Source organism: Bradyrhizobium liaoningense (assembly GCF_018130825.1).
Lineage (GTDB): Bacteria > Pseudomonadota > Alphaproteobacteria > Rhizobiales > Xanthobacteraceae > Bradyrhizobium > Bradyrhizobium liaoningense_B.
Window position 1 is genome coordinate 262317 of record NZ_JAFCJS010000005.1, and the last position, 21429, is coordinate 283745.

Sequence of the window (21429 nt, forward strand, 5' to 3'; positions counted from 1 at the left end):
GTGAGCTGATGTGGCGGTTCGGTTAGCCGCTCCGGGGCGGGACGTAAAGCAGGCTGAGCGCAAGTCCCAGAGCGCCTGCCCAAAATGCTTACACTTTGGCGGATGATGCGCTACGGCAGGGTCGGACCTTAAGAAAATCGGGCAGGTAGGTGGAATGTTGCTGGTGACCGGCGGGGCCGGTTTTATCGGATCGAATGTCGTGGCCGCGCTGAATGACGCCGGCAGCGACGTCGTGGTGTGCGACCTGCTCGGCAACGACGGCAAGTGGCGCAACCTCGCCAAGCGCCAGCTTGTGGATATCGTCCCGCCGGACGAGCTGCTCGACTGGCTGAAGGGCCGCAAGCTCGATGCCGTGATCCATCTCGGGGCGATCTCCGCGACTACGGCGACCGACGGCGACCACGTGTTCGAGACCAATTTCCGGATGTCGATGCGCCTGCTGGACTGGTGCACGGCGGGCGCCGTGCCGTTCATCTATGCCTCTTCGGCCGCGACCTATGGCGACGGCGAGGCCGGCTTTGGCGACGACGCCTCGTTGCCGGCACTGAAAAAGCTGCGGCCGATGAATCTCTACGGCTGGAGCAAGCACATGTTCGATCTCGCGGTCGCCGGGCGCGTCGCGAACGGCGATCCGCTGCCGCCGCAATGCGTGGGCCTGAAGTTCTTCAACGTGTTCGGCCCGAACGAATACCACAAGGGCTCGATGATGAGCGTGCTGGCGCGCCGCTTCGACGACGTCAAAGCGGGTCGCGTCGTGCAGCTGTTCAAGTCGCATCGCGAGGGCATCGCCGACGGCGACCAGCGGCGCGATTTCATCTATGTCGACGACGTCGTGCGCGTCATCATGTGGCTGCTGGCAACGCCCGCCGTCTCGGGCCTCTTCAATGTCGGCACCGGCAAGGCGCGCAGCTTCAAGGATTTGATGCTGGCGGCCTATGCAGCGCTCGGCACCAGGCCCAACATCGAATACATCGACATGCCCGAGAACATCCGCGGCGCGTACCAGTACTTCACCCAGAGCGAGGTCGATCGCCTCTGCCGCGCCGGCTATAACGGCGGCTTCACGACGCTCGAGGACGCGGTGAAAGCCTATGTCGGGGACTATCTCGACCGGCCCGACCGTTTCCGCTGAGGCTTTTTGATCATGGCGACGCCCATTCTCGATTTCGACGCCCTCGCGCAAACGATCTCAAGCCGCACGGTGCTCTGCATCGGCGACATCATGCTGGATGAGTTCGTCTATGGCGAGGTGTCGCGGATCTCGCCGGAAGCGCCGACGCCGGTCATCGCCGCCCAGCGCAGCGAGATCCATATCGGCGGCGCCGGCAATGTCGCGCGCAATATCGCCTCCCTCGGCGCGCGCTGCATCTTCGTCGGCCTCGTCGGCGAGGACGATGCGGGCAAGCGGCTTGCTACGGCGCTGGCCGAACATGGTGCAATCGAAAGCGTGCTGGTGTGCGATCCGTCGCGGCCGACCACGCGAAAAGTCCGCTTCGTCTCCGAGCATTTTTCCACGCACATGCTACGCGCGGATTGGGAGCAGGCGGCGCCCGCCTCCGACGGGGTCGAGACCGAGCTGATCGAGGCGATCCTGCCGCGGATCGCACGCGCCGACATCGTGCTGCTGTCCGACTATGCCAAGGGCGTGCTGACCGCGCGCGTGATCCGCCACACCATCGATGCCGCGCGAAAGCTCGGCAAGTCCGTCATCGTCGATCCCAAGAGCCTGAATTGGGCGATCTATCGCGGCGCGACGCTGCTGACGCCCAATCGCAAGGAATTTTCTGAAGCCACCCGCAGCCGCGCCGACACGCCGCAGAGCATCGTCGATGCCAGCGAGGACGTGATGCGGCTCGCAGATTGCGAGGCGCTCCTGGTCACGCAGGGCGAGCACGGCATGACGCTGGTGCCGCGTGGCGGCGAGGCGGTTCACGTTCCGGCCGTTCCGGTGAAGGTACGCGACGTCTCCGGCGCCGGTGACACCGTCGCCGCCGCGCTCGCGGTCTCGCTCGCGGCGAGCGCCGACTGGGACACGGCGCTGCGCGTCGCCAACGCCGCCGCTGCCGTCGCCGTCGGCAAGCAGGGCACCGCCAGCGTGAGCACGGCCGAGCTGCGGCGCAAGATCCTGCCGCACGCCTATCTCGCGGCCGAGGAGAAGATCGTGCTCGAGCCTGATACGCTCGATGCGCAGCTAGCCGAGTGGAAGCGGCAGGACCTGCGCGTCGGCTTCACCAATGGCTGCTTCGACATCCTGCATCCCGGCCACGTCAAGGTGCTGACCGCGGCGCGCGCCGCGTGCGACCGCCTGATCGTCGGCCTCAACAGCGACGCCTCGGTGCGGCGGTTGAAGGGCGCCGATCGCCCGGTTCAGGACGAGCGTGCGCGCGCCGAGGTGCTCGCCGCGCTCGAAGCGGTCGATCTCGTCGTCATCTTCGAGGAGGACACGCCGCTCGACCTGATAACCCGGATCAAGCCGAGTGTGCTGGTGAAGGGCGGCGACTACACCCGCGAGCAGGTGGTCGGCCACGAGGTGGTCGAGGCCGCGGGCGGCGTGGTCGTGCTGGTCGACATCCTCCAGGGGTTCAGCACGACGGCGCTGGTGCATCGCGCGCGGGGAGGGGCCAAGTGACCGCTCAAGCGACAGGTCAAGCGACGACGCTGAGCCGGGAGACGACCGGCCAGATGCTGTCGCGCCGCTTGCGCAGCCCGGCAGCCTGGAGCGAGACGGTCGACCTGTTCGCGATCCTGACCGCGGCCTCGCTGCCCTGGTCGACATCGCTGGCGGGGATCTTCAACGCCCTGATGCTCGTCTGCATGGTGCCGTTCCTCGACGTCCGCGCATTCCTGCAATCGCTGAAGCGCCCGATCTGCGTGGCGCCGATCGCGCTGGTCGTGCTCGCGCTGGTCGGGACGCTGTGGTCGGATGCAGCCTGGGGCGCGCGCTTCTATGCGGTCAATCCGACCGTCAAGCTGCTCGTGCTGCCGGTCCTGCTCTACCATTTCGAGCGCTCGCCGCGCGGACGCTGGATCCTCGTCGCCTTCCTGGTGTCCTGCGCGCTGCTGTCGGTGATGTCCTGGCTGGTAGCCTTCTACCCGAACCTCGCGCTCAAGAACGATCCGCCGGAGCGCGGCATCTTCGTCAAGAACTATATCGACCAGAGCCAGGAATTCGCGCTGTGCGCGGTCGCGCTGGCCTATCCGGTCGTGATGCTGCTGCGCGAGAAGCGCTACTGGCTCGCCGGGCTGCTCATCGTGCTGGCGCTCAGCTTCTTCGTCAACATGGCTTTCGTGGTGGTGTCGCGCACCGCGCTCGTCACCGTTCCGATCATGTTCGGCGTGTTCGCGTTGCTGCATCTGAAGTGGCGCAGCATCGCGATTATCTCGGCCGGCCTGCTCGCCGGAGCATTTCTCGCCTGGCAGGCCTCGCCGCAATTGCGCAGGACCGCCGACACCTTTGCCAGCGACTACACGCGCTATGTGGAGAAGGGCGAGCCGACCTCGCTGGGCCTGCGGCTCGAATTCTGGCGGAAGTCGCTCGGCTTCTTCGCGGAGGCGCCGATCAAGGGGCACGGGACGGGCTCGACGCGCGGATTGTTCGAGCGCGTCGCCACGCCCAGTGGTCAGTACCAGGCCTCCGCCGAGGTGATCGGAAACCCCCATAACCAGACGCTGAACGTCGCCGTGCAATGGGGCGTCATCGGCATCGTCATTCTCTACGCGATCTGGATCCTGCATCTGCGCTTGTTTCGAGGTGATAGCCTCGCCAGCTGGGTCGGCCTGCTGGTCGTGGTGCAGAACGTCTTCACCTCGCTGTTCAACTCCCATCTGTTCGATTTCCACGAGGGCTGGATGTACGTCATCGGCGTCGGCGTTGCCGGCGGCATGGTGATCCGGGCACAACAGGCCGAGGCGAAGATGGGGGAAGCCGGTTCCTGAACGGCCGCGCGGCTGGCAAGTCCTGCCAAGATGGGCTATCAGCGCGGTCAGGTTGCACCCAATGGGATATTCATCGGTCGGCGGATGACGCGTCTTTCGCATCTCACCTTGCGCAATTTCCTGATAGCGCTCCACGACCTGCTGGCGACCACGGCGGCGCTGTTCGTCGCGTTCTACCTGCGTTTCGAGGGCAGCGAAGGCTTCTACGACCGCCTGCCGCTGCTGTTCCAGATTCTGCCCTACTTCCTCGCCTTCAGCGTGGTCGTGTTCTTCGTCTTCAACCTGACGACCACGAAATGGCGCTTCATCTCGCTGCCGGACGCGCTGAACATCATCCGCGTCGCGAGCGTGCTGACGGTGGCCCTGCTCGTGCTGGACTACGTCTTCGTCGCCCCCAACGTCCGCGGCGCCTTCTTCCTCGGCAAGGTGACGATCGTCCTCTACTGGTTCCTCGAGATCGCCTTCCTCAGCGCGCTGCGCATGGCCTACCGCTACTTCCGCTATACGCGGGTGCGGCGTCATGCCCGCACCGACGCTGCCGCGCCGACGCTGCTGATCGGCCGCGCCGCCGATGCCGAGGTGCTGCTGCGCGGGATCGAGAGCGGGGCGATCAAGCGGATCTGGCCGGTCGGCGTGCTGTCGCCGTCGAACTCGGATCGCGGCCAGCTGATCCGCAACGTGCCGGTGCTCGGCGGCATCGACGACGTCGAGGACGTCATCGCCGACTTCGCCAAGCGCAACAAGCCGATCGCGCGTCTCGTGATGACACCCTCGGCGTTCGAGCCGGAGGCGCATCCGGAATCGGTCCTGATGCGGGCGCGCAAGCTGGGCGTGATCGTCAACCGCATGCCTTCGCTGGAAAGCGGCGATACGCCGCGTCTGACGGCCGTCGCGGTCGAGGACCTGCTGCTGCGGCCGAGCGAGAAGATCGACTATGTGCGCCTCGAATCCCTGATCAGGGGCAAGGCGGTGATCGTCACCGGCGGCGGCGGCTCGATCGGTTCCGAGATCTGCGAACGCGTCGTCGCCTTCGGCGCCGCGCGCCTGCTGATCGTGGAAAATTCCGAACCCGCGCTCTACGCGGTCACGGAGGCGCTCGCCGCGCACAATACGGCCGCCGCGATCGAAGGACGGATCGCCGACATCCGCGACCGCGAGCGCATCATGCGCCTGATGGCCGAGTTCAAGCCAGACATCGTGTTCCATGCCGCTGCCCTCAAGCACGTGCCGATCCTCGAGCGCGACTGGAGCGAGGGCGTCAAGACCAACATCTTCGGCTCGATCAACGTCGCCGATGCCGCGCACGCCGCCGGCGCCGAGGCCATGGTGATGATCTCGACCGACAAGGCGATCGAGCCGGTGTCGATGCTCGGCCTCACCAAGCGCTTCGCCGAGATGTACTGCCAGGCGCTCGACCACGATCTTGCCGCAGCCAGCAGCAGTGCCAAGCCGGCGATGCGGCTGATCTCGGTCCGGTTCGGCAACGTGCTGGCCTCGAACGGCTCGGTGGTGCCGAAATTCAAGGCCCAGATCGAGGCCGGCGGCCCGGTGACGGTGACCCATCCCGACATGGTCCGCTACTTCATGACCATCCGCGAGGCCTGCGACCTCGTCATCACCGCGGCAACGCATGCGCTCGGAACGCATCGTCCCGATGTCTCGGTCTACGTGCTCAACATGGGCCAGCCGGTGAAGATCGTCGATCTCGCCGAACGCATGATTCGCCTCTCCGGCCTGCAGCCGGGCTACGACATCGAGATCGTGTTCACCGGCATGCGGCCGGGTGAGCGGCTGCACGAGATCCTGTTCGCCTCCGAGGAGCCGACCCGCGAGATCGGCGTTGCCGGCATCATGGCGGCGCAGCCGAACGAGCCGCCGATGCAGACGCTGCGCAAATGGATCGCCGCGCTGGAGCAGGCGATCGCCCGCGACGATCGCGCCACGATCAGGACGATCCTGAAGGATGCTGTCCCGGAATTCGGGTCGACCGCGGCCTGACCATGCAGCCGCAAGACAAGATCGCTGGCAAGATCGTCGTCGCGAGCCAGCATTATCCGCCGGATCCGAGCACGACCGCGGCGATCATGGCGGAGATCGCCTGCCGTCTCGCCGTCGGCCACGAGGTCGTCGTGCTGTCGGGCTCACCAGGCACGCTGCCGGCCTCGCAGACCGGCCCGGGCAAGCCGCGCGTCGTGGCGGTCAAGAACCGGATGGCGGGCAAGGCGGCGCTGGTGCGGCGCGGGGTGTCCGAGCTGCTGTTCGTGGCGCGCACATTCCTTGCCTTGATGCGGGAGCTTAAGGCAGGTGACGTCGTGCTCACGGTCACCGCGCCGTTCATGCTGCCTTATGCCGTTGCCGCCGCCGCAAGACTCAAGGGCGCGCGCTCCGCGCTGATCATGCACGACCTCTTTCCCGACGTGCTGGTGATGGCGGGCCTGCTGAAGCCGGGCTCGATCGTGACGCGGACGATGCGCTTCGCCAACAGCCTGATGTTCCGCGCGCTCAACGCCGTCATCACCATCGGCCGCGATGCCGAGCGGCCGCTGCTGAGCTATTCCGGCATGAGGCGGAACAAGATCCGATTCATCCCGAACTGGGCGACGCTGGTGCCGGGCGCGCGTCCGCTGTCGCAGGACAATCCGTTCCGGAAAAAAGTCTCTGCGCGTTTCGTCGTCGGCCTGTCGGGCAATCTCGGCTTCACCCATGATCCGGAGATCGTGTTCGAGGCGGCGCGCCTGCTCAAGGACGAGCCCGACATCCATTTCCTGCTGTCGGGGTGGGGCATCGGTTTTGCGCGGCTGCAGCAGTTGCAGGCGGACGCAAACCTGTCCAATGTGTCCTTCGTGGCCCGGGTCGAGGACGCCGAGCTCGAGGCGTTTCTGGCGTCGGCCAATCTCTGGATCATTCCATACCGGAAGGACGTTGCGGGGGTGTCGGTGCCGAGCCGGTTCTACAATCTGCTGGCGGTCGGCCGTCCCGTGGCGCTGGTCTCGGAGCCGGAGGCCGAGGCCGCGTTGACGGTGGTGGAGAACGGGCTCGGCTGGGTCGTGACGCCGGGCCGAGCCGATCAGCTCGCAGACGCAATCCGCGCGGCTTCGCGTTCCGACCACGCTGCCATGGCGGAGCGCGCGGTGAAGGCGGCGGCGAGGTTCGATCGCGTCACCGCGATGAACGCCTATGCCGCGCTGGTCGACGAATTGTTGCGCAACCCGGACCTTTCGGAGCAACGATGAGCGAACGGAAACCGGTCGTGCTGGTGACGGGAGCGAGCGGCTTTGTCGGCCGTCATGTCGTGCCCGCGCTCGCACGCGCCGGCTGGTCGGTCCGCCGCGCGGTGCGCAGCTCCGAAGGCGCCGAGGACGAGGTCGTGATCGAGACGATCGGTCCCGAGACCGACTGGCAGGCGGCGCTCGAAGGCGTCGACGCCGTGGTCCATCTCGCCGCGCGCGTGCATCACAAGCACGAGGAGCACGCCGTTCAGCTCTACCGCAACGTCAACATCGCCGGCACGCTGCATCTGGCGCGCTCGGCGGCGACGGCCGGCGTGCGCCAGTTCATCTTCATCAGCACCGTGCTCGTGCACGGTCGCAGCAATGACGGCCGCGCCCCCTTCAGCGAGGACGATATCCTGACGCCGCGCGGCCTCTACGGCATGTCCAAGGCCGCAGCCGAAGCGGGCCTCCGGACGCTGGCGCGCGACGGCACCATGAAGATCTCGGTGATCAGGCCGCCGCTGGTCTATGGTGCCGGCGCCAAGGGCAATTTCGCGTTGCTGACGCGTGCGGTCAGCCTGGGGCTGCCGCTGCCCTTTGCCGCGATCCGCAATCATCGCGCCTTCCTCGCCGTGCAGAACCTGTCGTCGTTCATCCTGCGCAGGCTCGGCCATCCCGACCCCGGCAGCAATTTCGAGATCTTCCTGGTGGCCGACAGGGAACAGGTCTCGACGCCCGAATTCATCGAGCGCCTGGGGCAGGCCTCCGGCAAGATCCCGCGGCTGTTCCGCATGCCGCCGGACCTGCTCGGCATGCTGCTCAACGTGATGGGACGGCAGGATACGCATGACAGCCTGATCGGCTCGCTCGAGCTCAACGTCTCCAAGGCGATCGCGACCGGCTGGCAGCCGGAGGTCTCGCTCGACGAGGGTTTGCAGCTTGCGCTGTCGGCTCAGGAGACCTGAGGGCGGGAGAAACGCCGCAGCACGAATCCGACCGCGATCGCGCCGGCGAACAGCGCGGGCAGCGTGACCGCGATCGACGCGGCGCGAACGGCGAGGATCGCCAGCCCTGCGAGCACGAGGTTGAGCAGGAAGACCTCGCCGGTCACGCGGGACACCGAGAAACCGTTGTCGGTCGCACGCTGATAGAAATGCGAGCGGTGCGCCGACCAGAACTGCTCGCGGCGCGCGATGCGCCGAAACAGGGTGATGGTGGCATCGGCGAGGTAATAGGCCGGCAGCAGCAGCGCCGCGGCCGCTTGCCCGTGCCAGGCGAGCTCGAGCAGGCACCAGCCGAGCAGCAGGCCGATCGGCAGGCTGCCGACGTCGCCCAAGAACACTTTTGCGACCGGCTTGTTGAAGGGCGCAAAGCCGAGCATGGCGCCGCACAGCGTGGCGGCGACGAGTGCGGCCGGCCAGGACAGATCGCCGAGCCATCCGAGCAGCAGAAGCGCCGCGGTGACCGGCACGACTTCGGCCACCGTCATCAGGTCGAGCCCGTCCATGAAGTTGACGAGGTTCACGAACCAGATGCCGGCGAGCAGGAGGAGGCCGCGCTCCAGCGCAAGGGGCATCGCCGGCACGATACGCGCGGTCTCGGGCGCGGTGAACACGACGGCGCCGACGGCCGCCGCCTGCAGCACGAGCCGCACGGTCACCGGCAGCGATACGATGTCGTCGGCAAAACCGACCAGGGCGATCGCGATTGTCGCAACGACCAGCGCCGGCGGGATCGCGACGTTCGCCCAGGCCGCCCATACGGATGCGACCAGCAGTGTCGCCGATATCACCGCGATGCCGGCGCCTTGCGGGGTCGGGATGCGGTGCGAGGAGCGCGCATTGGGCCGCGCCAGCGCGTAACGCTGGAGCAGGGGCCGGCTGGTCCAGGTGATGACGGCCGATATCAGCGCGGCGATCGCAACGGCCAGCAGCGAGGGTGCGGCGGCGAGCGCCTCGGCAGGCGGGCTCACTCCGGCGCTCCGAGCGGCGTCGAGCCTTGCGCGGCTTTCTCCGCGCTCAGGATCCAGACGAGGCCACCGACGGCGCCGACGATGAAGTACACCGCGCCGAACAGCAGCGAGATGTTGACGCCTTCGTTGGCGGCAAGTCCCGCGAAGCCGAAGGCGAGACCCATGGTGGCCTCGCGCACGCCCCAGCCGGCGATCGAGATCGGCATCATCGTGATCAGCATCACCGGCGGCACGAGCTGGAAGACATCGCTGAACCGGACCGGAGCGGCAATCGACTGCACGACGCACCAGGCGATGACGACGGTGAGCACATGCACGGCGAGCGAGAGAATTGAGACGATCGGTCCGCGCGCCCGGCTGAAGATCACGCGGTTCGCGATCACGGCGCAGGCGTGGATGTGATGGGTCGCCCACCAGGTTTTCAGCCAGCGCCATTTCAGCGCGCCGAACACCAGGAAGCCGAGCCCTCCCGCGAGCGCCGCGAGGTCGACCAGCAGCAACGCCGAGCGGCCGTGCGGATCGGTGATGAGGGCGTAGCTCCAGGGCAGGCTGGCGACGATGAGGATCGCGAGCGCGATGAGGCCGATCGCGCGGTCGACGAAGATCGAGTAGGTCGCCGCGCGCCAGCCGGCGCCGGCGCGCGCGACCAGCCACAGCCGGACCGCATCGCCGCCGATCGCGGAAGGCAGGGTCTGGTTGAAGAACGAGCCGATCACGTTGTAGCGCATGGCGCGGGCGAGCTCGAGCGGCGCACCGCATTCGGCGCTGATCTCGCGCCAGCGCAGCACGCCGACGAAGATCTGCAGGAACGTGATCGCGATCGCGAGGCCGATCCAGAACAGGCTGGTCACGTTGAAACGCGAAAGCAGCTCGGACAGGTCGACCTTGCGCAGCGCCAGGTAGAGCAGCGCCGCGGAAATCAGGATCTTGGCCGCAGAAAGCAGGATTCGGCGCATCTCGCCCGCATGATCAGGGTTTGCGAAGATTGTGGCAACCCGACGCGTGGCGCCGAATTCGGCCGCTTTGGTATGGTCTTGGCGCCGATCTTGCAATAGCGGTGATAGGAGCCGGTGATAGGAGCGGTTATAACAGGCGGTCATGAACGGCCGTTATGACGGGCCGGGCGGCACTTGCGACCCCCGCGATGCGGCGGCTAAAGAGGCGCAGAAAGGCCGGGGATCGGGTCCCCTGGGAACAGGATGACGGATCAGGCGATTTTGGTCACGGGAGCCGCCGGATTCATCGGCTTTCACCTCGCCCGGCAGCTTCTGGCCGAAGGCCGGCCGGTCGTCGGGCTCGACAATCTCAACAGCTATTATGATCCGGCGCTGAAACAGGCACGCTTGGAACTGCTCCGCAGCGATTCCCGCTTCGCCTTTGTCAAGGCCGATCTCGCCGACCGCGAAGCCATCGCGGCGCTGTTTGCGCGCCACCGCTTCACGCATGTCGTGCATATGGCCGCCCAGGCCGGCGTGCGCTACTCGATCGAGCAGCCGCAGGCTTATGCCGATTCCAATCTGGCAGGTTTTCTCAACGTGCTGGAGGGCTGCCGCCAAAACGGCTGCCGCCATCTCGTCTATGCCTCGTCATCCTCCGTCTACGGCGCCAATACGAAACTGCCATTTGCGGTTGCGGACCGCACCGACCATCCGGTGAGCCTCTACGCCGCGACCAAGAAGGCCAACGAGGTGATGGCGCAGTCCTACAGCCATCTCTACCGGCTGCCGGTCACCGGCTTGCGCTTCTTCACCATCTACGGCCCGTGGGGGCGGCCCGATATGGCCATGTTTCTGTTTGTGAACGCCATCATGGAGGGTCGGCCGATCCGGCTCTTTAACCATGGCAGGATGCGGCGCGATTTCACCTATATTGACGACGTGACCCGTGTCGTGTCCAAGCTGATCGATCGGGTGCCTGCGGATGATCCGGCTGCCGCAAATGCGCCGTCTAAGGTCTACAATGTCGGCAACCACCACCCCGAGGAGCTGATGCATGTCGTCGGACTCCTGGAGCAGGAGCTGGGTCGGACGGCGATCAAAGAATTGCTGCCGATGCAGCCGGGAGACGTTTTGGAAACGTTCGCGGATGTCGAGGACCTGATGCGCGACACCGGCTTTGCCCCGTCAACGCCGATCGCGCAGGGGGTCCGTAATTTTGTCACCTGGTATCGGGACTACTTCAAGGTTTGAGATGACGATGGACAAACGCATTATCCCCCTGATCATGTGCGGCGGTGCCGGCACGCGGCTGTGGCCCGCCTCGCGCGAGGTGCGCCCGAAACAGTTCCTGCCGCTGTTCGGCACGCGCTCGACCTTCCAGGATACGCTGCTGCGCGTCTCGGATGCCTCGCTGTTCGATCGCCCGATCGTCATCACCAATGCGTCCTATCGCTTCATGGTGCTGGAGCAGCTCGCCGAGATCGGCATCGAGGCCGACGTGATCCTCGAGCCGATGCGGCGCGACTCCGGCCCCGCGATCGCCGCCGGCGCCGTGTTCGCGCAGAACCGCGCCAGTGAAGCGATCGTGCTCGCGCTCGCCGCCGATCACGTCGTGCAGGACAATGCCGCCTTCGTCGCGGCGTGCCGCGAAGGCCTCACGGCTGCGAGCGCCGGGCGCATCGTCACCTTCGGCGTCAAGCCGGAGCGGCCCGCGACCGAATACGGCTATATCAGCCCGGGCGACGTGATCTCCGGTCAGGTGAATGCGGTCGCGCGCTTCGTCGAGAAGCCCGACGCCGTGAAGGCGGCCGACTACGTCAATTCGGGCTATCTCTGGAACAGCGGCAACTTCATGTTCCCGGCGAGCGTCCTGCTCGACGAATACCGCAAGGTCGATGCGGCAAGCGTCGAGGCGGTGTCCAACGCGGTCAACAATGCCGGCCGCGATCTCGGCTTCGTCACGCTGGAGCCCGAGGCGTTCGGCGCGGCCAAGGCGATCTCGATCGACTATGCCGTGATGGAGAAGACCTCGCGCGCCGCCGTGGTGCCGGTGTCCTGCGGCTGGTCCGACGTCGGCTCCTGGCACGCAGTGTGGGAGCTCTCGGAGAAGGACGCGCAGGGCAACGCGGCGCACGGCACTGCCGTGTTCGAGGATTCCCGCAACTGCAACGTCACCACCGACCAGGCGCTGGTCGCGCTCGAAGGCGTCGATGATCTCGTCGTGGTCGCCACTGCGGACGCGGTGCTCGTCTCACGCCAGAAGGATGCCAACGGCCTTAAGCGCCTCGTGACCAAGCTCAAGGCGGTCGCACCGAAGGTCACCGAGGAGCATCTCAAGGTGCACCGGCCCTGGGGCAGCTATCAGTCGGTCGACAACGGCGAGCGCCATCAGGTCAAGCGCATCGTGGTGAAGCCCGGCGGGCGCCTGTCGCTGCAGAAGCATCATCATCGCGCCGAGCACTGGATCGTGGTCCGGGGCGCGGCCCGCGTCACCGTCAACGAGACCGTGAAGACGGTGCATGAGAACGAATCGATCTACATCCCGATGGGCGCGGTGCACCGGATGGAGAACCCCGGTAAAATCATGCTGGAGCTGATCGAGGTCCAGACCGGGTCCTATCTCGGGGAGGACGATATCATCCGGATTGAAGACGACTATCAAAGGTCGTAACCAGCAGGCTCCGAATCACGCGACCCGGGCCGAAATGACGGCCTCTTTCAGCGGCTAAGGCCCGGGGAACGTGTAACTTTTTGAATCAAATCGTGTCCGGTCAATTCGGCTGGCATTCGCCACAAATGTGGCACCCGTGCTAGAAGCAGCCCGGGGATTTGCGTTGAATCGGGGTTTGCTCAGATGAGTTCCAAAGGGTCACAACCGGCAAAGGCCGGCTTGCGCGTCGGCGTGATTGGCGCAGGCGTCATGGGCAGCAACCATGCGCGCGTGCTCAGCGGCCTGCCTGGCGTCAGCCTCGTCGGCGTCGTCGATCCGTCGCCCGCCCATCGCACGCGCGCGACGGAGCTCGCCGATTGCGCGAGCTTCGAGACGCTCGACCAGCTCTTCGCCGCCGGCGTCGATGCCGTCACCATCGCTGCGCCGACCCATCTGCATCACGAGGTCGCGCTCGCCTGCATCGCCAAGAACATCCATGTCCTGGTCGAGAAGCCGATCGCATCCACGGTGGAAGAGGGCCGAGAGATCGTCGCCGCCGCGCGAGAGGCCGGCGTGACGCTGATGGTCGGCCATGTCGAGCGCTTCAATCCGGCGGTCGCCGCGGTCAAGCAGGCGATCGCAGGCGAGGATATTTTGTCGATCGCGATCACCCGCGTCGGCCCGTTCCCGCCGCGCATGTCCAATGTCGGCGTCGTCATCGACCTTGCCGTGCACGACATCGACCTGATCCGTTGGTTCACCGAATCCGACATCGTCGAGGTGCAGCCGCAATTGTCGAGCGCGGTTGCCGAGCGCGAGGACATCGCGCTGTTGCAGTTCCGCACCGCCAACGGCGTGCTAGCCCACATCAACACCAACTGGCTGACGCCGTTCAAGGCGCGTAGCGTCACGGTTGCGACCCGCGGCAAATATGTGATGGGCGATCTGCTCACGCGCCAGGTCACCGAATGCTTCGGCTTCAAGCCGGATGGCAGCTATTCGATGCGGCATCTGCCGGTCGGTCATGACGAGCCGCTGCGCGCCGAGCTGATCGCGTTCCTCAAGGCGGTCCGCCATGGCGAGACGCCGGCGGTCACCGGCGATGAGGGCGTTGCCAGCCTCGAGATCGCGACGCAGTGCCTGGAGACGCCCTCGCGTCCGGCCGCGACGGCGCCCGCCCGCAAGGAGCCGCGCCGCGTCGCCGGCTGATCCCTTTCCATGTCGACTACTCAAGAAGGCGTCATGAACCAGCATCTGCGTTCCGAACCCATTCCCTTCATCGACGTCGCCTCGCAGCGCCGCCGGCTCGGCGCCTCGCTCGATGCGGCCGTCAAGCGCGTGATGGACCATTGCCAGTTCGTCAATGGCCCTGAAGTCGCCGAGCTCGAGAAGCAGCTCGCGGCCTACTCAGGCGCCAAGCACGTGATCGGCTGCGCCAGCGGCACCGACGCGATCCTGATGGTGATGATGGCGATGAATGTCGGGCCCGGCGATGCCGTGCTGTGTCCGTCCTTCACCTTCATCGCGACCGCCTCGCCGGTGGCGCGGACGGGTGCGACGCCGGTTTATGTCGACGTCGACGAGACCACCTTCAACATGAGCCCGGAGTCGCTCAAGCGCGGCATCGCGACCGCCCGCAAGGCCGGCCTCAAGCCCGTCGCCGTGATTCCGGTCGACCTGTTCGGCCAGCCCGCCGATCACGACGCCATTGCCGAGATCGCGAAGGCCGAGGGTCTGTTCGTGCTCGACGACGCCGCACAAGGCTTTGGGGCGAGCTACAAGGGCCGCAAGCTCGGCACCTTCGGGCTTGCGACTGCGACCAGCTTCTTCCCGGCAAAGCCGCTCGGCTGCTTCGGCGACGGCGGCGCGATCTTCACCGATAACGATGAGCTCGCGGCTACGCTGCGCAGCATCCGCGTGCACGGGCAGGGCGTCGACAAATACGACAACGTTCGCCTCGGCCTCACCGGCCGGCTCGACACCATGCAGGCCGCGGTCCTGATCGAGAAGCTGAAGATCTTCGACGACGAGATCGCTGCCCGCAACCGGGTTGCCGAACGCTACGCGCGAGGCCTGTCGAATGTCGTCACCGTGCCGCGCCTTGCCCCGGGCAACACCTCGGTCTGGGCGCAGTACACGATCCGCCTTCCGAAGGGCACCGACCGCGACGGCTTTGCCGCCGCGCTGAAGGCCCAGGGCGTGCCGACCGCGATCTATTACGGCAAGTCGATGCACCAGCAGACCGCCTACAAGCAGTACCCGGTCGCCGAAGGCGGACTGCCGGGTTGCGAGAGCCTGTCGCAGGACGTCATCAGCCTGCCGATGCACGCCTATTTGACCGAAGCCGATCAGGAGCGAATCATCGCCGCCGTGCAAGGCGCGCTCGCGGGCTGATTTCTTCCCTCTCCCCTTGCGGGAGAGGGTGGCTTCGCGAAGCGAAGCCGGGTGAGGGGTCTCTCTCCGCCCGGCATGCGCGGAGAGAAACCCCTCACCACAGTGAGTTTGTATCTACTCGCGGTGCTGCCCTCTCCCGCAAGGGGAGAGGGCGCAGTAATGCGCATCGCAAGATGCAATCGACCTCTGTTCGATTAGTCTCTACAAGAGACGCATGCTCGGACGCATCTTCACGGTCGGTGGTTACACGCTGCTCTCGCGGCTGACGGGATTTGCCCGCGACATCATGCTCGCGGCGATCCTCGGCGCCGGCCCGGTGGCCGACGCCTTTTTCGTGGCGCTACGGCTGCCCAATCATTTCCGCGCGATCTTCGCTGAGGGCGCCTTCAACGCCGCCTGGGTGCCGGCCTATGCGCATGTCCATGGCGAGAAGGGGGAAGCGGCGGCAAAACTGTTCGCGGACCGCATCTTCACGCTGCTGCTGGCCTCGCAGGTGGCGCTGCTGATCGTCGCCTGGCTGTTCATGCCGCAGGCCATGAGCATTTTGGCGCCGGGCTTCAGTGAAGACGCCGAGCAGCGCAAGCTCGCGATCGAGCTGACCCGGATCACCTTTCCCTATCTGCTGCTGATCACGCTGGTGACGCTCTATGGCGGCATGCTCAACGTGATGCAGCGCTTTGCCAGTGCCGCGGCCGCCTCGATCTTCCTCAACGTCGCGATGATGATGACGCTGGCGGTTGCCGTCTGGTTTCCGACCGCGGGCCATGCCGCCGCCTGGGGCGTCCTGATCTCCGGCTTCCTGCAATATTTCCTGCTCGCAGGCGATCTCGCCCGCCATGGCGGCCTGCCGCGTTTTGCGCCCTTGAGGCTCGACGAAGACGTCCGCGGCTTCTTCAAAGCGCTGGGACCTGCAACGCTGGGCTCGATGGGCACGCAGGTCGCGCTGTTCGCCGACACCATCATCGCGACCTTCCTGCCCGCCGGCGCGCTGTCGGCGCTCTATTACGCCGATCGACTCAACCAGCTCCCGATCGGCGTCATCGGCATCGCCATCGGCACGGTGCTGCTGCCGGAGATGTCGCGGCGAATCACGGCCAACGACCACGACGGCGCGATGAGGGCACAGCGCCGCGCCTTCGATTTCACGCTGCTGTTCTCGGTGCCGTTCGTCGCGGCCTTCCTCACCGTGCCCGATGCGATCATGCGCGCGCTGTTCGCGCGCGGCGCGTTCTCCAAGGCCGATGCCGCCGCCGCCGGTGCCACGCTCGCGGCCTATGCCATCGGCCTGATCCCCTTCGTGCTGATCCGCAGCGCGGTCGCGACCTTCTATGCCCGCAAGGACACCGCAACGCCGGTCCGGGCATCGCTGACCGGCATCGCCGTCAACGTCGCGCTGAAACTCGCCTTGATGGGATCGCTGGCCCAGATCGGCCTCGCGCTGGCGACCGCCGTCGGCGTCTGGACCAATCTCTTGCTGGTGCTGTTCTTCGCCGTGCGGCGCGGCTTTCTCGTGCTCGACCGCGCCTGGCTGATGTCGCTCGGCAAATTCCTGCTGACCGGAATCATTCTCGCAGCGGCGTTCTGGCTGATCGCGCGCTTCAGCCCAGCCGGTCTTGCCTCCGTGCACACCTTCCGGGACGAAGCGACGTTGGTTCTGCTCGCCGTTGGCGGCACGATCGTCTACGCGTTCGCGATCCTCGTGCTGTTCGGACGCAAGTGGCTGGTCTCGCTGGTGCGCGGCTAGGCGCGTATCAATGAGCTCGTCATGTCCGCTCGACCCGCGAAGAGCGGACTTGCAGCGGCCTCGCGGCGGCCCGAGCTAGGGTCAGCCACGGGCCAACAGACGACACCACGCCCTTCGTCGATCACAAGGGCAGCGCGTCGCTCACCGCCTGCGCGACTTTCGTGCAAGAGAAGTACCTCAGCCGAAACTGACGCAAGTCCATCAAGTACCACGAGCCGAACTCAAGCGAGAGCCTCGCCCGGTGTGCCCGCGGCGCTCAATTACTGTCTGCCCTGCCGCGAGCGTCCGAATGCATAGCGCGGATTGACCCCGCAGGACGCATGGGTGCCGGAGGCAGCCGCCCTGCATTGCTGGAGAGTCGAGAACTGGCAGTTGCCGGGATGGCCCCAGCGGCGACCTTGTAGGCAGTAGCGATCTGCGACCGCGGGCGAGAGCGATCCGACCGTGACCAAGATCAAAATGGCGGAGACCGCAGCAAACAGAATACGGCACATCGGAGTCCTCCTGTCCTACTCGTTGGGTGAGTGCTCACCCGTGCTCCAATTGGGTTGGAAAGGCACCGGGACGAAGGTCGACTATAACTTCAGCTTTCCGAATGATGATCCGATCATACCCTTAGGAGTTCGCAGTGAATTTCCCGAGATCTGCTATTTGATCGTCTCGTCGGCGCTTGCACTCGACATCTGCGTCGCAGGAAAATGAAAGCAGCCGAGTCCGCATTGAGTCAAAAGCGAACGCGCCGGATTGGGGTTCGCCTCCAGGGTGCAACTGACGTCGGTACATCTCTTGATTTTGCGCAATTACCGTGGTACGGGTGCCCCATGATCAAATCCGTGCGCAACGTTAACCTCAAGCACATGACCCGCTTCGGCTGGGCCGTGGGAGGAGTCGCGCGCTAGGAATTCGACGACGACACCTTTTCCACCAGGCCCCGCCGGCATCGGACGGGGCCTTTTCATTGGCCACGCTCCCTGCCGGCACAACAGCAGGAGCGTGCGATGCCACCTCAACTGACGAACGACACATGCGAGCCGGAGGCCGACGCCGCGCGGCTTCGTCTCGACTTTTCCATCGCCTTGAGCCTGCTCGGGCGATACTGGCGCGCGTTTCAGGGCTGGCGCCAGCGCTCACGAGTCAGCTTGCACGACCTGAGCGACAGGGAGCTGATGGATATCGGCTTGACGCGTGGCGAGATCGGCTACTTCGCGTCTGCAAGGGCTCTCGACAGGCTGAGAGATCGCGCGACGTATCTGTGGGGGCGCGGAGGGATGTAACTTGTCAAGAGGTTTGGTGAGCTGCGTCTTCGCGGCCGATCCTTCGAGGCGCCCGCTTTTTGACGGGCTCCTCAGGATGAGGTCTTGTTTCGCGGTGCAATCTGGACGCCATGGTGACGAGTGCGCGGCGCTTTCACGGCCCGCGACCCTTGCGCCTGGCTAAAGCCGTTTGCCTTGCCACTTTTTCCACGGCAATATGCCGGCAAAACAACCATAGGACGGGTCAAGACAATGGCGGCTCCCATCAAGTTCGGCGTTGGCCAAAGCGTGCTGCGCAAGGAGGATGACGCGCTCATCCGCGGCAAGGGTCGCTATACCGACGATTATGCGCCGCAGGCCGCGCTCCGCTGCTTGATGCTGCGTTCGCCGCATGCGCATGCCAAATACGCCATCGATGCGAGCCGCGCCCGCAGCCTGCCCGGCGTCGCGCTGATCCTGACCGCCGACGACGTCAAGGATCTCGGCAATCTGCCCTGCCTGTTCAATCTCGAGACCGATCCGTTCACCGGCCCGCCTTACCCGATCCTCGCCAAGGACGAGGTGCGTCATGTCGGCGATTCCATCGCCTTCGTCGTCGCCGAGACCATCGACCAGGCCCGCGACGCGATCGAGGCGATCGAGGTCAAATGGAGCCCGCTGCCGGCGGTGACCGGCGTCGTCAACGCCGTGAAGAAGGGCGCGCCGCAGGTCTGGCCGGACAAGGCCGGCAACGTGCTGTTCGACGTCTCGATCGGCGACAAGGCCGCGACGGAAGCCGCCTTTGCCAAGGCGCATGCGGTGGCCGAAATCTCCATCGTCAATCCGCGCGTGGTCGCAAGCTTCATGGAGACGCGGGCGGCGGTCTGCGAATACGACGCCAAGCGCGACCATCTGACGCTGACGGTCGGCAGCCAGGGCAGCCATCGCCTGCGCGACATCCTCTGCCAGAACGTGCTCAACATCCCCACCGACAAGATGCGGGTGATCTGCCCCGACGTCGGCGGCGGTTTTGGTACGAAGCTGTTTCCGTACCGCGAATACGCCCTGATGGCGGTCGCGGCGCGCAAGCTGAAGAAGGTGGTGAAATGGGCGGCCGACCGCTCCGAGCATTTCATGGGCGACGCGCAGGGCCGCGACAACGTCACCACCGCGAAGATGGCGCTGACTGAAGACGGCAAATTCCTCGCCATGGATTGCGACCTGATGGGCGACATGGGCGCGTATCTCTCGACCTTCGGGCCCTACATCCCGCATGGCGGCGCCGGCATGCTGCCGGGCCTCTACGACATCCAGGCCTTCCACTGCCGGGTGCGCACCATCTTCACCCACAGCGTGCCGGTCGATGCCTATCGTGGTGCGGGCCGGCCCGAGGCGGCCTACGTGATCGAGCGCCTGGTCGACGCCTGCGCGCGAAAACTCGACATGACGCCGGACGCGATCCGCCGCAAGAATTTCATCCAGCCCAAGGCGCTGCCCTACAAGACCGCCACCGGCAAGGTCTACGATTCCGGCGACTTCGCCGCGCATCTCAAGCGCGCGATGGAGATCGCGGAATGGAAGGAATTTCCCAAGCGCGCCAAGGTGGCCAAGAAGGGCGGCCTGATCCGCGGCATCGGGCTCGCGAGCTATGTCGAGATCTGCGGCGTGATGGGTGAGGAGACGGCCAATGTCCGCCTCGATCCCAATGGCGACGTTACCGTCCTGATCGGCACACAGTCGAGCGGGCAGGGCCACCAGACCGCCTATGCGCAAATCGTTGCCGAGCAATTCGGCGTCGCGCCCGAGCGCGTCCACATCCGCCAGGGCGACACCGACGAGATCGCAACGGGCCTCGGCACCGGTGGGTCGGCCTCGATTCCCACCGGCGGCGTCTGTGTGGAGCGTGCTGCGGACGAGCTGGGCAAGAAGCTGAAGGAGCTTGCCGCGCAGGCGCTCGAAGCCAGCGCCGGCGACCTCGAGATCACCGACGGTGTGGTCCGCATTTCCGGCACCGACCGCTCGATCTCCTTCGCCGATCTCGCCAAGCGGCCCGGCGCCGATCCATCGAAGCTGAATGGCAGCGCGACCTTCGCCAGTGCCGACGGCACCTATCCGAACGGCACGCATCTGGCGGAGGTCGAAATCGATCCGGCCACCGGCATCATCAAGATCGTCAATTACGTGATCGTCGACGATTTCGGCAAGACGCTCAATCCGCTGCTGCTGGCGGGCCAGGTCCATGGCGGCGCCATGCAGGGCATCGGCCAGGCGCTGATGGAGCAGGTGGTCTATGGGCCGACCGACGGCCAGCTCATCACCGCCACCTACATGGACTACGCGCTGCCGCGCGCGGCCGATGGTCCCGCCTTCGTGTTCGAGACCCACAACATCCCCTGCAAGACCAATCCGCTGGGGGTGAAGGGGGCGGGCGAGGCCGGCGCGATCGGTTCCTGTCCGGCGATCGTCAACGCCATCGTCGACGCCCTCTGGCGCGAATACAAGATCGACCACATCGACATGCCGGCAACCCCGGAGCGGGTGTGGATCGCCATCAGCGAGCACCATCGCCGCCACAGCCTCTAAAGCACGATGAGATTTGGACGAATCGTCATCGCGCTTTAGGTTGTTGTTTACGCATGATCTTTCCGGAAAACCGCTTCGCACTTTTCCGGATCATGCTTTAGACCCGATCTCCGCGCGCACGGGAATAAACGCGCCGCGCGGGGTTCTACCCTTGATGGGGCCCGGCTTCCCCTGAAGCCGGTGCAGTCTCATTTCCCTGAACGTCTCGAGAGCCGGAGAAACGGACCAATGAAACGGACGATGATTGTCGCGGGCGCCCTCCTGCTGGGCGCGGGCGCCGTCATGGCGCAACAGGAGATTGCCGTCCAGCAGGACAATCTGATGCGCGCGATCGCCAAGAACCAGTATGGCGTCATCCAGAAGATGACGAAGGGCGATATCCCCTTCGACAAGAAAGCCGCCGATCAGGCCATCGCCAACATCGAGGCCGATGTTGCCAAGATCGCCAAGACCTTCGAGGTCAATCCCAAGCAGGATGTCGTCGACGCGACCTATGGCGCCTCGCCGAAGGTCTGGCAGAACAAGGCCGATTTCGACTCCAAGATCCCGCCGGTGCAGAAGGCGATCGCCGACGTCAAAGGCAAGATCACCGATCTCGCGAGCCTGAAGGCCGCCTATACCTCGATCAACGACCGCTGCAGCGATTGTCACGAAACCTATCGCGTGAAGTTGAAGTAACCGGGCGGAGAGGAATCAGTCGGGGGCGGTTGCGAAAGCAGCCGCCTTTTTTTGCGCGACCGCGAGTCGCAGCGCGGCAGAAATTCTGTG

18 protein-coding genes are annotated in these 21429 nt (G+C 65.6%); 15 read left to right on the plus strand and 3 right to left on the minus strand.

The genetic code is table 11. From position 1 onward, the window contains the following. Window positions 1-154 precede the first annotated feature (154 nt). From rfaD to JQ603_RS23100, 6 genes are all read left to right on the plus strand, one after another. Window positions 155-1132, plus strand: a complete 978-nt coding sequence (gene rfaD, locus JQ603_RS23075) for an ADP-glyceromanno-heptose 6-epimerase (RefSeq protein WP_212342838.1) — start codon at window positions 155-157, stop codon at window positions 1130-1132. 12 nt (window positions 1133-1144) lie between these two features. Continuing rightward, entirely contained in the window at window positions 1145-2629 is a 1485-nt protein-coding gene (gene rfaE1, locus JQ603_RS23080; RefSeq protein ID WP_212342839.1) for a D-glycero-beta-D-manno-heptose-7-phosphate kinase, read from the plus strand. A gap of 53 nt (window positions 2630-2682) precedes the next feature. Continuing rightward, a complete protein-coding gene (locus tag JQ603_RS23085; protein ID WP_212343297.1) occupies window positions 2683-3936 on the plus strand; it encodes an O-antigen ligase family protein in 1254 nt (417 codons plus the stop codon). Window positions 3937-4020: 84 nt separating this feature from the next. Continuing rightward, window positions 4021-5934, plus strand: a complete 1914-nt coding sequence (locus JQ603_RS23090; protein WP_212342841.1) for an SDR family NAD(P)-dependent oxidoreductase — start codon at window positions 4021-4023, stop codon at window positions 5932-5934. A gap of 2 nt (window positions 5935-5936) precedes the next feature. Continuing rightward, a complete protein-coding gene (locus JQ603_RS23095; RefSeq protein ID WP_212342843.1) occupies window positions 5937-7169 on the plus strand; it encodes a glycosyltransferase family 4 protein in 1233 nt (410 codons plus the stop codon). Then, window positions 7166-8113 carry an NAD-dependent epimerase/dehydratase family protein gene (locus JQ603_RS23100; protein ID WP_212342845.1) on the plus strand — a complete coding sequence of 316 codons (948 nt, stop codon included), beginning with the start codon at window positions 7166-7168 and terminating at the stop codon, window positions 8111-8113. Before JQ603_RS23095 ends, JQ603_RS23100 begins: the two co-directional genes overlap by 4 nt. Here the strand turns inward: JQ603_RS23100 and JQ603_RS23105 are convergent. Together JQ603_RS23105 and JQ603_RS23110 are read right to left on the minus strand one after the other, a co-directional pair. Next, window positions 8101-9120, minus strand: coding sequence for a glycosyl transferase (locus JQ603_RS23105; RefSeq protein WP_212342846.1), 1020 nt, complete (start codon window positions 9118-9120; stop codon window positions 8101-8103). The genes JQ603_RS23100 and JQ603_RS23105 overlap by 13 nt on opposite strands. Beyond that, window positions 9117-10076: a lysylphosphatidylglycerol synthase transmembrane domain-containing protein gene (locus tag JQ603_RS23110; RefSeq protein WP_212342848.1), complete on the minus strand. Its 960-nt coding sequence runs from the start codon at window positions 10074-10076 to the stop codon at window positions 9117-9119. Before JQ603_RS23110 ends, JQ603_RS23105 begins: the two co-directional genes overlap by 4 nt. Window positions 10077-10319: 243 nt before the next feature. On the opposite strand from JQ603_RS23110, the gene JQ603_RS23115 reads away from it, so the two are divergent. The 5 genes from JQ603_RS23115 (at window position 10320) to murJ (ending at window position 16846) form a co-directional block, all read left to right on the plus strand. Continuing rightward, window positions 10320-11309: an NAD-dependent epimerase gene (locus JQ603_RS23115; RefSeq protein WP_212342850.1), complete on the plus strand. Its 990-nt coding sequence runs from the start codon at window positions 10320-10322 to the stop codon at window positions 11307-11309. A 7-nt stretch (window positions 11310-11316) separates the two neighbouring features. Then, window positions 11317-12729, plus strand: a complete 1413-nt coding sequence (locus tag JQ603_RS23120) for a mannose-1-phosphate guanylyltransferase/mannose-6-phosphate isomerase (protein ID WP_212342852.1) — start codon at window positions 11317-11319, stop codon at window positions 12727-12729. A gap of 183 nt (window positions 12730-12912) precedes the next feature. Next, on the plus strand, window positions 12913-13917 hold the full coding sequence (locus JQ603_RS23125; protein WP_212342853.1) for a Gfo/Idh/MocA family protein: 1005 nt from the start codon (window positions 12913-12915) through the stop codon (window positions 13915-13917). 33 nt (window positions 13918-13950) lie between these two features. After that, window positions 13951-15102 carry a DegT/DnrJ/EryC1/StrS family aminotransferase gene (locus tag JQ603_RS23130; protein WP_212342854.1) on the plus strand — a complete coding sequence of 384 codons (1152 nt, stop codon included), beginning with the start codon at window positions 13951-13953 and terminating at the stop codon, window positions 15100-15102. Window positions 15103-15316: 214 nt separating this feature from the next. Continuing rightward, the gene (murJ, locus tag JQ603_RS23135) at window positions 15317-16846 is read left to right on the plus strand and encodes a murein biosynthesis integral membrane protein MurJ (RefSeq protein ID WP_212342855.1); all 1530 of its coding nucleotides are present in this window, start codon (window positions 15317-15319) and stop codon (window positions 16844-16846) included. A gap of 260 nt (window positions 16847-17106) precedes the next feature. Here murJ and JQ603_RS23140 read toward each other — a convergent pair whose 3' ends face one another. Next, window positions 17107-17340, minus strand: coding sequence for a DUF3551 domain-containing protein (locus JQ603_RS23140; protein WP_212342856.1), 234 nt, complete (start codon window positions 17338-17340; stop codon window positions 17107-17109). On the opposite strand from JQ603_RS23140, the gene JQ603_RS23145 reads away from it, so the two are divergent. The 4 genes from JQ603_RS23145 (at window position 17291) to JQ603_RS23160 (ending at window position 21339) form a co-directional block, all read left to right on the plus strand. Next, the gene (locus tag JQ603_RS23145; protein WP_212343309.1) at window positions 17291-17548 is read left to right on the plus strand and encodes a hypothetical protein; all 258 of its coding nucleotides are present in this window, start codon (window positions 17291-17293) and stop codon (window positions 17546-17548) included. The genes JQ603_RS23140 and JQ603_RS23145 overlap by 50 nt on opposite strands. 296 nt (window positions 17549-17844) lie before the next feature. Then, the gene (locus tag JQ603_RS23150) at window positions 17845-18120 is read left to right on the plus strand and encodes a DUF1127 domain-containing protein (protein ID WP_212342857.1); all 276 of its coding nucleotides are present in this window, start codon (window positions 17845-17847) and stop codon (window positions 18118-18120) included. A 231-nt stretch (window positions 18121-18351) separates the two neighbouring features. Beyond that, window positions 18352-20661 (plus strand): xanthine dehydrogenase family protein molybdopterin-binding subunit, encoded by a 2310-nt coding sequence (locus JQ603_RS23155; protein ID WP_212342858.1) that lies wholly within the window; start codon window positions 18352-18354, stop codon window positions 20659-20661. Window positions 20662-20889: 228 nt separating this feature from the next. Beyond that, on the plus strand, window positions 20890-21339 hold the full coding sequence (locus JQ603_RS23160) for a cytochrome c (protein WP_212342859.1): 450 nt from the start codon (window positions 20890-20892) through the stop codon (window positions 21337-21339). Window positions 21340-21429 lie beyond the last annotated feature (90 nt).